This window comes from Thermoanaerobacter sp. YS13 (genome assembly GCF_000806225.2).
GTDB classification, from domain to species: domain Bacteria; phylum Bacillota; class Thermoanaerobacteria; order Thermoanaerobacterales; family Thermoanaerobacteraceae; genus Thermoanaerobacter; species Thermoanaerobacter uzonensis.
Genome location: NZ_JOOI01000002.1, coordinates 417,242 through 430,220 on the forward strand (window position 1 = coordinate 417,242; position 12,979 = coordinate 430,220).

Annotated in this window: 10 protein-coding genes, 1 riboswitch and 1 other annotated feature; of the genes, 1 reads left to right on the top strand and 9 read right to left on the bottom strand. The window is 37.1% G+C overall.

Translation table 11 applies throughout. The features are described 5' to 3' along the window. Window positions 1–2: 2 nt before the first annotated feature. A riboswitch (FMN riboswitch) is annotated at window positions 3–117 on the bottom strand. From ilvB to ilvN, 8 genes are all read right to left on the bottom strand, one after another. Next, the gene (ilvB, locus tag THYS13_RS09870; RefSeq protein WP_042834361.1) at window positions 115–1,779 is read right to left on the bottom strand and encodes a biosynthetic-type acetolactate synthase large subunit; all 1,665 of its coding nucleotides are present in this window, start codon (window positions 1,777–1,779) and stop codon (window positions 115–117) included. (Overlaps the previous riboswitch by 3 nt.) Then, entirely contained in the window at window positions 1,776–3,446 is a 1,671-nt protein-coding gene (gene ilvD, locus THYS13_RS09875) for a dihydroxy-acid dehydratase (protein ID WP_042834362.1), read from the bottom strand. Before ilvD ends, ilvB begins: the two co-directional genes overlap by 4 nt. 5 nt (window positions 3,447–3,451) lie before the next feature. Next, window positions 3,452–4,519 carry a 3-isopropylmalate dehydrogenase gene (leuB, locus tag THYS13_RS09880; protein WP_042834363.1) on the bottom strand — a complete coding sequence of 356 codons (1,068 nt, stop codon included), beginning with the start codon at window positions 4,517–4,519 and terminating at the stop codon, window positions 3,452–3,454. Window positions 4,520–4,521: 2 nt separating this feature from the next. Continuing rightward, complete coding sequence (gene leuD / locus THYS13_RS09885; protein ID WP_003867393.1) at window positions 4,522–5,004, bottom strand: 3-isopropylmalate dehydratase small subunit; 483 nt, start codon at window positions 5,002–5,004, stop codon at window positions 4,522–4,524. Beyond that, window positions 5,004–6,260 (bottom strand): 3-isopropylmalate dehydratase large subunit, encoded by a 1,257-nt coding sequence (gene leuC / locus THYS13_RS09890; RefSeq protein WP_042834364.1) that lies wholly within the window; start codon window positions 6,258–6,260, stop codon window positions 5,004–5,006. The genes leuD and leuC overlap by 1 nt, the downstream gene beginning before the upstream one ends. After that, the gene (locus THYS13_RS09895) at window positions 6,251–7,447 is read right to left on the bottom strand and encodes a 2-isopropylmalate synthase (protein ID WP_042834365.1); all 1,197 of its coding nucleotides are present in this window, start codon (window positions 7,445–7,447) and stop codon (window positions 6,251–6,253) included. Before THYS13_RS09895 ends, leuC begins: the two co-directional genes overlap by 10 nt. A gap of 19 nt (window positions 7,448–7,466) precedes the next feature. Next, window positions 7,467–8,462, bottom strand: a complete 996-nt coding sequence (gene ilvC / locus THYS13_RS09900; protein ID WP_042834366.1) for a ketol-acid reductoisomerase — start codon at window positions 8,460–8,462, stop codon at window positions 7,467–7,469. Beyond that, window positions 8,462–8,965, bottom strand: a complete 504-nt coding sequence (gene ilvN, locus THYS13_RS09905) for an acetolactate synthase small subunit (RefSeq protein ID WP_042834773.1) — start codon at window positions 8,963–8,965, stop codon at window positions 8,462–8,464. Before ilvN ends, ilvC begins: the two co-directional genes overlap by 1 nt. A gap of 38 nt (window positions 8,966–9,003) precedes the next feature. Further along, window positions 9,004–9,242 (bottom strand) — a binding site (T-box leader). A gap of 271 nt (window positions 9,243–9,513) precedes the next feature. On the opposite strand from ilvN, the gene namA reads away from it, so the two are divergent. Further along, window positions 9,514–10,527 carry an NADPH dehydrogenase NamA gene (gene namA / locus THYS13_RS09910; protein WP_042834367.1) on the top strand — a complete coding sequence of 338 codons (1,014 nt, stop codon included), beginning with the start codon at window positions 9,514–9,516 and terminating at the stop codon, window positions 10,525–10,527. A gap of 25 nt (window positions 10,528–10,552) precedes the next feature. On the opposite strand, the gene gyrA is transcribed toward namA, so the two are convergent. Further along, window positions 10,553–12,976 carry a DNA gyrase subunit A gene (gene gyrA / locus THYS13_RS09915; protein ID WP_042834368.1) on the bottom strand — a complete coding sequence of 808 codons (2,424 nt, stop codon included), beginning with the start codon at window positions 12,974–12,976 and terminating at the stop codon, window positions 10,553–10,555. Window positions 12,977–12,979 lie beyond the last annotated feature (3 nt).

A 12,979-nucleotide genomic window follows, 5' to 3' on the forward strand; every position in this document is an offset into this window, starting at 1 on the left:
TATTTCTCCTTCTCCCATCCAGACTTTAACTGTCGGCCTCGGAATTTCACCGAGTCTGCCAAAAGGCTCGCGGGCTATACCGCCGGTACGGAATTTCACCGATCCCCGAAGGTTTTATCCAATTGTATTTTCAACAGTACCACCTGCAGGAATAAAAGGAAGCACCATTTCATCTTTATCTATAATACATTCTATCATAAAAGGTCTATTTTCGCTATAGGCTTTTCTAAAAGCTTTTTCGAATTCTTCCTTTGTTGTAACTCTTATTCCTTCTACTCCAAAGTCATTTGCAAGCTTAGCAAAATTCAAATTTGCGTTCAAATCTGTGTGGGAAAATCTCTTGTCATACAAAAGATTTTGCCACTGTCTTACCATTCCTAAAGTTTGGTTGTTGAGTAGTACCGTTATAACCGGAATATTATATACAGCAGCTGTTTCTAAGGCATGTATATTCATTCTTAAACTTCCATCACCTGCAATGTTTACAACTCTTTTATCTGGCTTTCCCACTTGTGCACCTATTGCAGCAGGAAGCCCAAAGCCCATTGTCCCTAGTCCTCCTGAAGTCACAAAAGTCCTGGGCTGTTTAAATTTATAATACTGCGCAGCCCACATTTGATTTTGTCCCACTTCAGTGGCTATTATAAGGTCATCGTTTGAAAGCTGTTGAATTTTTTCTACTATCCACTGAGGCCTCAAAACTTCATCGTTTTTATACTTTAATCCGTGCTTTTCTCTCAAGAAAGAAGTTTCCTCTAACCATTCTTTTCTCTCAATAAATGGAAGTTTATTCGTTAAAAGTTTCAATACTTCTTTTACTTTGCCTATAACTGCTACCTCTACTTCCACGTTTTTTCCTAATTCTGCAGGGTCAATATCAATATGGATTATTTTAGCATTTGGAGCAAGTCCCCCTGCTTTGCCAGCGACTCTGTCGCTAAATCTCGTTCCTATCGCTATCACAAGGTCTGATTTATACACAGCCAAATTTGCAAATCTGCTTCCATGCATGCCAATAAGACCTAATGACAAAGGATGGTCTTCTGGAAAGCATCCTAACCCCATTAAAGAAGTAGCAACAGGTATATTGGTCTTCTCTGCAAATTTTATAAGTTCCTCTGATGCTTCTCCCCAAATCACTCCTCCTCCTGCAAATATTACAGGTTTTCTACTTTGCAAAATGAATTCAATGGCTTTGTCTAACTCTTTTTGCGAAACTATTACATTGACATTGTTTCTTATATTAATACTATCTCCCATTTCCTTAACATATTCTATATCAGCATTCTGTATATCTTTTGGAATATCTACTAACACAGGACCAGGCCTTCCACTTTTGGCTATTGCAAATGCCTGCCTTATTGTATCTGCCAGTTTATCAGGAGACTTTACAATAAAGTTGTGTTTAGTTATAGGCATCGTAATACCTGTTATATCTACTTCTTGAAAAGCATCCTTTCCTATAAGATTTGTAGGAACCTGTCCTGTTATCGCTACAACAGGTACTGAATCCATATAAGCATTAGCTATACCCGTTACAAGATTGGTAGAACCGGGGCCAGAGGTAGCAAAGCAAACCCCAACTCTTCCTGTTGCCCTAGCGTAACCATCTGCCATATGAGCTGCCATTTGCTCGTGAGTAGCTAAAATATGCCTTATATCAGAGTCATAAAGAGCATCATAAATGGGAATAACTGCTCCTCCTGGTATGCCAAATATAGTATCAACATCCATCTCTTTTAAAACTTCTATAACTACTTGCGCTCCTTTTAACTTCATATACCTCCCCCCTTAAAAACTGCACCTGTATTTGCAGAAGTCACCTGCTCTGCATATCTTTCCATATAACCAGTTTTTATCTTTGGTTCAGGTCTTACCCATCTTTTCATTCTTTCTTTAATCTCCTCATCAGTTAATTTCACATTAATTTTTCTTGCGGGAATATCAATTTCAATAATATCCCCATCTTCAATAATCGCTATTTCTCCTCCTTCCATAGCTTCCGGAGAGACGTGTCCTATGGAAGCTCCTCTTGTTGCACCTGAAAACCTACCGTCTGTTATAAGAGCGACATCTTTGTCAAGTCCCATACCTGCAAGGGCTGAAGTAGGACTTAACATTTCTCTCATTCCCGGCCCACCTTTTGGACCTTCGTATCTTATTACTACCACATCACCTTTTTGTATTTTTCCTCCATATATTGCAGCTATGGCTTCTTCTTCAGAATTAAATACCTTTGCTGGTCCTTCATGTTTTAACATCTCTTTTGCTACAGCAGATGCTTTTACAACAGCTCCTTCTCTTGCAATGTTCCCGTACAGTATCGCAAGACCTCCAGTACTGCTGTAAGGGTTGTCTATTGGCCTTATCACATCATGATTTAAAACTTTCGCGTCTTTTATATTCTCTCCTAATGTCTTTCCTGTAACTGTTAACGCTTCAATATTTATAAGATTAGCTTTCGTTAGCTCTTTTAAAACAGCTGAAATTCCGCCTGCAAAATAAAGGTCCTCTATGTGGTATTTCCCTGCAGGACTTAATTTACATAAATTAGGTACTCTTGCACTAATCTCATTAATCTCATTTAAAGGTATATCTACGCCTGCCTCATGAGCTATAGCTTTTAAGTGCAATACTGTATTTGTAGAACCACCTAAAGCCATGTCTACACTAAAGGCGTTTATAAATGCCTCTTTTGTAAGTATATTGGAAGGCTTAATTCCTCTCTCTACAAGCTCCATGATTTTCATTCCAGCTTGTTTTGCAAGTCTTATCCTTTCAGAATAAACAGCTGGAATTGTGCCATTCCCCGGAAGTCCCATTCCTAAAGCCTCTGTCAAGCAATTCATAGTATTTGCGGTAAACATACCAGAGCAGGAACCACAGGTAGGGCAAGCGTTAAGCTCTATTCTGTAGAGGTCTTCCTCAGTGATTTTACCAACCTTGTGAGCCCCTACCGCTTCAAAAACACTGCTCAAATCACAGGTATCTCCATTACACTTTCCTGCAAGCATTGGCCCTCCGCTTACAACTATTGCAGGAATATTTAGGCGTGCTGCTGCCATAAGCATTCCTGGCACTATTTTGTCGCAATTAGGTATAAGCACAAGCCCGTCAAAACCATGGGCCATTGCCATGATTTCAATGCTATCTGCAATAAGTTCTCTACTCCCTAAAGAGTATTTCATACCTTTATGGTTCATGGCAATGCCATCACAAACACCAATAGTGGAAAACTCTATAGGAGTTCCTCCTGCCATTCTGATGCCTGCTTTTACAGCTTCCGCTATTTTGTCAAGGTGAATATGTCCTGGTATAATTTCGTTTTTTGAATTTGCCACACCAATAATCGGCCTTTTTATTTCTTCATCTGTAAGGCCTAAAGCATATAAAAGTGACCTATGCGGCGCCTTTTCAACTCCCTTTTTTATGCTATCGCTTATCAATCTCCTCACCCCTTTACATACTCTACCACTTTATCTCCCATCTCCTGAGTATTTAAAATTATTCCCTTTCCTAAATCAAAAGTCCTATAACCTGCCTCTAAAACTTTATTTACTGCATCCTTTATGTCATTAGCAGCATCTATAAGGTCAAAAGAATATTCCAGCATCATAGCAACTGACAGTATTGTAGCTAAAGGATTTGCTTTTTTTGTTCCAGCAATATCTGGAGCAGAACCGTGTATAGGTTCATAAAGTCCTACTTTATCTTCTCTTAAGCTAGCAGAGGGAAGCATACCTATAGAACCTGTAAGTTGGGAAGCCTCGTCACTTAATATATCGCCAAACATATTGGAAGTGAGAATTACATCAAATTGAGAAGGATTTTTAATTAGTTGCATAGCACAATTATCTACATACATATGGTTTAACTCAACATCAGGATATCTCTTACTTATTTCTTCTACCGTTTTTCTCCACAATCTTGAAGAATCCAAAATGTTTGCCTTGTCTACAGAAGTGACTTTCTTTTTCCTCTTTAAAGCCGCTTCAAAAGCAATAACTGCTATCCTTTCTATCTCTGAAGTCTGGTACACTTCTGTATCATAAGCCTTAAAACCATAATCTATAGCAACTGTTCCTCTCGGTCCAAAATAAATACCACCAGTAAGTTCTCTTACCACAAGAATATCTAACACCTCTTGTAATAATTCGTTTTTTAAAGGAGAAGCTTCTTTTAAAGGAGGATAAAGAACGGCAGGTCTTAGATTTGCATAAACCCCTAGGCTTTTTCTTAAAGCCAGAAGACCCGCTTCTGGCCTTTTATCCCCCTCAAGGTCATCCCATTTAGGTCCCCCTACTGCTCCCAAAAGAACAGCATCACTAGAAAGACATGCATTTTTTGTCTCTTCCGGATAGGGAACACCATATTTATCTATAGCTTCTCCCCCAAAGGGATACTTTTTTACATCAAATTTAAGTTTGTACTTGTCTTCTATAGCAGACAAAACTTTTAACCCTTCTTCTATGACTTCAGGTCCAATTCCATCTCCAGGCAAAACAGCAATTTTAAACAATGTCACACCTTCTCTCTGACATAATTTATAAGTCCACCATATTTCATTATTTCTTTTATGAAGTCAGGAAAGGGTTGAGCTTTAAATTCTGTTCCTTTAGTCAAATTTTTTATAATTCCATTATCTGTATCAACCAAAACAATATCACCTTCTTCAATCCCATCTACTGCCTCTTTGCATTCTAATATCGGAAGCCCTATATTTATTGCATTTCTGAAAAAAATTCTTGCAAACGACTTAGCAATTATACAGGATATACCAGATGCTTTAATAGCAATTGGCGCATGCTCTCTGGAGGAACCACTACCAAAATTTTCACCTACAACCAGTATATCTCCTTCTTGAACTTTGTTTTTAAATTCTTTGTCTAAATCTTCCATGCAATGCTGTGCCAATTCTTGTGGGTCTGATGTGTTTAAATACCTTGCTGGTATTATAACATCTGTATCTATATTGTCCCCATATTTTATGGCTTTCCCCTGCATCATTCTACCTCCTCTGGACTTACGATATATCCTGCAATAGCTGAAGCCGCCGCAACAGCTGGACTTGAAAGATACACTTCACTCTCAGGATGTCCCATTCTTCCTACAAAATTTCTATTAGTAGTAGCCAGTGCCCTTTCTCCTTTAGCCAAAATTCCCATATGTCCGCCAAGGCAAGGACCACACGTAGGAGTAGATACTGCTGCACCTGCTTTTATAAACTCTTCGATGTAACCTCTTTTAACACATTCTAAGTATATTTCCTGTGTTGCGGGGAAAATTAAAAGTCTTACATCAGGATGAACCTTTTTGCCCTTCAATATCTTATAAGCTATCTCCATGTCTGATATACGTCCATTGGTACAAGAACCAATAACCACTTGGTCTATTTTCACTTTTCCAACCTCATCAATATTTCTGGTGTTTTCAGGCAAATGAGGAAATGCTATTTGAGGCTTTATCTCATCCAAATTTATCTCATAAACTTCACTGTACTCAGCATCTACATCCCTTTCAAATACCTTATACTCTCTTCTTGCTCTCCCTTTAACATATGCTTCGGTAATTTCGTCAAAATCGAAAATACCGTTTTTAGCCCCTGCTTCTATTGCCATATTGGCGATTGTGAATCTATCGTCCATTGACAAAGCTTTTATATTCCCTGTAAATTCCATAGATTTGTATAAAGCCCCGTCAACTCCTATTTTTCCGATTATATACAAGATAACATCTTTTCCACTTACCCATTTTTGCAAATCGCCTTTTAACACAAATTTTATAGCTTCTGGCACTTTAAACCACGCCTTGCCTGTCGCCATTGCTGCCGCCATATCAGTGCTTCCTACCCCTGTAGAAAAACAAGTAAGAGCGCCATAGGTGCAAGTGTGAGAATCAGCACCTATGACAACATCCCCCGGAAGTACAAGTCCTTTTTCGGGTAAAAGTGCGTGCTCTATCCCCATTTGCCCTACTTCAAAGAAATTTACTATTCCATGTTTTTTTGCAAATTTTCTCATTATATTCACTTGCTCCGCCGATTTTATGTCCTTATTAGGAACAAAATGGTCAGGGACAAGGGCAATTTTAGTCTTGTCAAATACCTCTTCTTTTCCTATTTTTTCAAACTCCTTTATAGCAACAGGAGCAGTGACGTCATTGCCTAACACCATATCCACATCAACTTCAATTAACTCCCCCGCTTTGACTTTTCTACCAATTTTTGCTGACAATATCTTTTGTGTCAATGTTAAGCCCAAGCTTCTCCCTCCTTAAGACTTCTAAACTCTTCCAAAGTCTCTTCAACAACAAATCTTATATCCTCATCTACAATCACCTTTTTTCTGTCTGCCAAATCTTTAAACCTTCTAAAAGCATCACTTAACTCTCCTGGCGAAAGATTGTTGTACCCCAATTGTCTGACTTTTAATTCAAAAGCATTTCTTCCTGATAGCTTACCTAATGCAAAAGTATCTGGAACTATTCCGATATCTTCTGGTTTCATTATCTCATAAGTAGCTCTGTTGTTTATAACTCCATGTTGGTGAATTCCCGCTTGATGCCTAAAAGCATTAGCACCTACAATTGCTTTATTAGGTTGGAGGTTAATTCCTGTAAGTTTGCTTACCAGTTTGCTTGTATTGTATATCTCTTTAGTGTTTATTCCGTGAACAAGGCCAAAATAATCTTTTCTCGTATTTAATGCCATTACTACTTCTTCCATAGCTGCATTTCCTGCCCTTTCTCCTATTCCGTTTACAGTCACTTCTACCTGAGTCGCTCCATTTTCTATGGCAGACAAGGAATTTGCTACAGCCATTCCTAAATCATTGTGACAATGAGCACTTATCATTACTCCATCGATGTTGGGAATATTATTTCTGATGTATTTTATGAGTTCTCCAAATTCTCTTGGCATCGCATATCCCACAGTATCGGGCACATTTATTACATTTGCTCCTGCATCGATTACCTCACTAAAAACTTTTACTAAAAAGTCCCAATCAGTTCTTGAAGCATCTTCTGCTGAAAATTCAATTTCATCAAATTTTCCTTTTGCGTACTTTACCATTTCAACAGCTCTTTGGAGCATTTCTTCTCTTGACATCTTAAGTTTATATTTAAGATGTATATCAGAAGTTGCGATAAAAACGTGTAATCTCGACCTTTCAGCATTTTTCAAAGCACTGCTGGCTCTGTCTATGTCCTCTTTTACAGACCTTGCCATTGCAGCAATAGTAACACCTTTTAATTTATCAGCAATATTTTTAACTGCTTCAAAATCTCCATTAGAAGCTGCTGGAAATCCTGCCTCTATGACATCCACTCCTAAGGATACCAACTGTTTTGCTATTTCAAATTTATCGTTAATGTTAAAATTGACGCCAGGAGTCTGCTCACCATCTCGTAACGTAGTGTCAAAAACAATGACTCTTTTGACCCCCATTGCCTATCTACCTCCTTATTCATTCTTTTTTAATCCAAGCCATCATTTCTCTCAAACCTTTACCAACTTTTTCAATAAGATGATTTGCCTCTTTTTCTTTTATAGCATTGTACTGTGGTCTTCCTACCTGATTTTCTAAAAGCCACTCTTTTGCAAATTTTCCTGACTGTATTTCTGACAAAACTTTTTTCATCTCTTTTCGAGTCTCTTCTGTTATTATCCTCTTTCCTGTCATATAGTCTCCAAATTCTGCAGTATCCGAAATAGAATATCTCATATAACTAAAACCGCCTTCGTATATTAGGTCGACTATAAGTTTCATTTCATGCACACATTCGAAATAAGCTATTTCTGGCTGATAACCAGCTTCTACTAATGTTTCAAATCCTGCTTTCATAAGTTCTGTAACTCCACCACAAAGAACAGCTTGCTCTCCAAAAAGGTCTGTTTCTGTTTCCTCTTTAAATGTAGTTTCAATAACACCTGCCCGTGTACCTCCTATTCCTTTTGCATAGGCTAAAGCTATTTCAAAAGCCTTACCAGTGTAATTCTGATATACAGCTACAAGATTTGGAACTCCTTTTCCTTCTTGATATACCCTTCTTACAAGATGTCCAGGACCTTTTGGAGCTACCATAAACACATCTACATTTTCAGGAGGAACAATCTGTTTAAAATGAATGTTAAAACCATGAGCAAAGGCAAGAGCTTTACCTTCTGTAAGATTTTTTTCTATGCTTTCTTTATAGACTTTTGCCTGTTTTTCATCCGGTATTAGTATCATTATGATATCTGCTACTTTAGCTGCTTCCTCAACTGTATAAACTTTCAGCCCTTCTTTTTCTGCCCTTTCTTTTGATTTACTTCCCTCGTAAAGACCAACTACTACATCAAGCCCAGAATCTCTTAAATTTAGTGCATGAGCATGACCTTGACTTCCAAAACCTATTATTGCGATTTTCTTGTTTTTAAGCAAATTCAAATCTGCATCCTTGTCATAATACATCTTTGCCATTACAATTCCCCCTCATATTCTTTTAGTGTTTTATTGCCTCTCTCTAAAGATACAAGTCCTGTCCTGACAAGTTCTTTTACATCGAACTTATTTATTAAATTTATAAAAGCATTTATCTTTTCATTATCTCCGGTAAGTTCTATAATCAATGAATCCATTGAGATATCTATAACCTTTGCTCTAAAAGTATCTACAATGTGCATTATGTCATCCCTTGTGTTTGAATCATAACCTACTTTAACTAACAGCAATTCTCGAGAAACATTATCCCTTGCTCCTATGTTTTGTACTTTCAACACATCTATGAGTTTATTAAGTTGCCTTATCACCTGTGTAACTGTATAATCATCTCCTTCCACTGTCAAAGTTATTCGTGAAATATCTTCCCTTTCTGTCGTACCTACTGCAAGGCTTTCAATATTGTAACCTCTTCTTGAAAAAAGACCTACTACCCTTGACAAAACTCCTGGATGATTGTTAACAAGGACAGATATAATGTGCAAATTATCACCCCCTATAAAAATCATTCCCCGCCCTGAAAGCACAGGGCGGGGATTTCCTCCACGCGGTACCACCTGTTTTCGCTATTACCTCACGGCAATAGCCTCACCAAGTCATACAACTTGACCTGTAACGGGTAATCCCGGTATAGCCTAATGAGCTTACCACCGTTCAGCTATACAGCTCCAGAGCGATCTAATATGCGCCTCGGCACCGGTTTGCACCAGCCACCGGCTCTCTTAAGCCTACGCACATACCCCTCACCTTCATCGCTTTTATTCTTTATCATTTTAAAAATGCAAATCCGAATAAAGTTACTTGTTATTTTAGCAGCATCTCCTACTTTAGTCAACTAAATTATTTGTAAATTTTCAATAATCTATCGTTTACATTTACTAAAAAATTTTAAACATCCCCCAAAAAAATTGCTCTTTTTTAAACTATCATTAAATTGTCTAAATTACATTAAACTTAAATATTTTTCTGATTTGGTTTTTGAAAAGTTATGTATTATGATTAAAATTAGAAATCTCAAGAAAGGAGAGTTTTTATGGGTATTTTACATACACCTTTGAAAATAAAAGATATTACAATCAAAAATAGAATCATGATGTCTCCCATGTGTATGTATACAGCTTCTACAGATGGAATGCCAAATGACTGGCATATAGTTCATTATGCCACAAGGGCTATTGGTGGAGTAGGACTTATTGTGCAAGAAGCTACAGCTGTTGAAAGCAGAGGAAGAATAACCGACCATGACCTTGGTATATGGAATGATGAGCAGGCTGAAAAATTAAAAAGAATTGTAGACATCTGCAAGGCAAATGGCGCTGTGATGGGAATACAGCTTGCTCATGCAGGAAGAAAATGTAATATATCCTACGAGGATGTCATAGGACCTTCTCCTATTAAAGCAGGAGAACACTACAAACTTCCGAGAGAATTATCAATTGAGGAAATAAAATATATAGTAAAAGCTTTTGGAAAAGCTGCCAGAAGGGCTCATTTAGCAGGTTATGATGTTGTTGAAATACATGCAGCTCACGGCTATTTAATTCATGAATTTCTTTCTCCTCTTTCAAATAAACGAAAAGATGAATACGGTGGTAGTATTGAAAATAGAGCAAGATTTTTAATTGAAGTTATAGATGAAGTTAGAAAAAATTGGCCTCAAAACAAACCTATTTTTGTGCGTGTATCTGCAGATGATTACATTGAAGGGGGAATAAACATAGATATGATGGTAGAATATATCAACATGATAAGAAACAAAGTTGATTTAATTGATGTAAGCAGTGGAGGACTTTTAAATGTTGATATAAACCTATATCCCGGATATCAAGTTAAATACGCTGAAGCAATTAAAAAGCACTGTAATATAAAAACTTCTGCAGTAGGATTAATAACGACACAAGAGCTTGCAGAAGAAATTCTTTCAAATGAAAGGGCAGACTTGGTTGCACTGGGAAGAGAGCTCTTAAGAAATCCCTATTGGGTTCTGCATACTTACACTTCAAAGGAAGACTGGCCAAAACAATATGAAAGAGCTTTTAAAAAATAAGCCCCCACAAATTTGAGGGCTTATTTTATTCTTCATTTTCTATTCTTGCAGTAGAAACAACCCTGTCCCCATCATCAAGCTTCATAAGAGTTACTCCTCTTGTATCTCTGTGCATCTTAGAAATATCAGATACCTTCATTCTTATAAGAATTCCATTTGCAGAAATTATCATAAATTCATCTTCCGGATTTACTGACCGTATAGACACTAATTTACCAGTCTTTTCGCTAAGCCTTATTGCGATTATTCCCTTTCCTGCTCTTGTTTGAAGCCTGTATTCCTCTAAGTCCGTTCTCTTCCCAAACCCATTTTCTGTTACTACTAAAATTTCACTATTGGGATGAACAAGGTCCATTTCTACTACTTCGTCATCTTCTCTTAATGAAATAGCTATTACACCTTTCGCCACTCTTCCCATAGGTCTTATGTCTTTTTCATTAAATCTTATAGCATAGCCTCTGGCAGTCCCTATTATTATTTCTCTTTCTCCATTTGTTAATTTTACATTTATAAGCTCATCACTTTCTTCCAACGTGATAGCTATTATACCATTTCTCTTAATTGACCTAAACTCTTCTATAGAAGTCTTTTTAATTATGCCTTTTTTAGTGCACATCACAACATACTTAATATCTTCTGACTTTTTAAGAGGAATAACTGCTGTGACTTTCTCTCCTTGAGCTATCTGTATGAGATTGACAATAGCCGTACCTTTTGCTTGTCTTCCTGTCTCAGGAATGTCTATTGTCCTTAAACTGTATACCTTCCCTTTGTTTGTAAAGAACAACAGTCTGTCATGAGTTGTAGTGATAAATATATCCTCTACAAAATCATCTTCTCTTGTAGATATACCTAATATGCCTTTTCCTCCACGTTTTTGAGCCTTATAAGTATCAAGAGGCATTCTCTTTATATATCCATAATGAGTCATTGTCACAACTACATCTTCCAATTGCACCAAATCCTCTAAATCTAACTCTTCTTCTTTTGCTACAATGCTTGTCTTCCTTGGAGTAGCATATTTATCTTTTATTTCCAAAATCTCTTTTTTGATTATTTCCAACACTTTTCTTTCATCTGCCAGAATTTCTTTCAATTCTTTTATCTTTTCAATTAACTCTTTAAGCTCATCTTCTACTTTTTGCCTTTCAAGCCCCGTCAACCTTCCTAATCTCATGTCAACTATCGCTTGTGCTTGTTTTTCGCTTAACCCAAACTTATCCATTAAATTTTGCTTAGCAATTGCTTCTGTCTTCGAACTTCTTATTATGTTTATAACTTCATCAATGTGGTCAAGAGCAATTTTTAACCCTTCTAAAATATGTGCTCTTTCTTCCGCTTTTCTTAAGTCAAACTTGGTCCTTCTCGTTACAACATCTGCTTGATGATCTACATACTTTTCTATAATCTGCTTTAAATTTAATATTTTTGGCTCCCCGTCTACAAGAGCTAACATTATAGCTCCAAAGGTCTGCTGCATTTGTGTGTGCATGTAAAGTTTATTAAGTATCACCTTTGGATTGACATCTCTTTTTAGCTCTATTACAATTTTCATTCCATTTCTATCAGATTCATCTCTTAAATCAGAAATTCCTTCTATGTGCTTGTCACGGACTAACTCAGCTATCTTTTCAATTAACTTAGCTTTAAGAACCATATAAGGGATTTCAGTAATTACGATTCTCATCTTACCGTGATGTTCTTCAATTTCTGCCTTTGCCCTAACGACAATTTTACCTCTTCCTGTCTCATAAGTCTCTTTTATACCGTCTCTTCCTAGAATTATTCCTCCTGTAGGAAAGTCAGGTCCCTTTATATACTTCATCAGTTCATCTACTGAAATATAAGGATTGTCTATATAAGCGACAATGCCATCTATGACTTCTCCTAAATTGTGAGGAGGAATGTTGGTAGCCATACCTACAGCAATGCCTTGAGAACCGTTGACTAAAAGATTAGGAAATCGAGAAGGAAGCACAACTGGCTCTTTTAAAGTCTCGTCAAAGTTTGGCACAAAATCTACTGTTTCTTTATTTATATCTGTAAGCATTTCAAGGGCAATTTTTGAAAGCCTCGCTTCCGTATATCTCATGGCAGCTGGAGGGTCTCCATCTATGCTTCCAAAGTTTCCGTGTCCATCTATCAAAGTTTCTCTCATTGAAAAATCCTGTGCCAGTCTCACTAAAGTATCATAAACAGCCGCATCACCGTGAGGATGGTATTTTCCTAAAACTTCACCAACAACTGCAACGCTCTTTTTAAATGGCTTGTCAGGGGTTAATCCCAACTCATTCATAGCATAGAGAATCCTTCTATGAACTGGTTTCAAACCATCTCTCACATCTGGCAGTGCTCTTCCAACAATTACACTCATTGCATAATCTATATAAGATTTTTTCATTTCATCTTCAATGTCTACCGGAATTACTTTCTCTTTTTCTTCACTCATCTA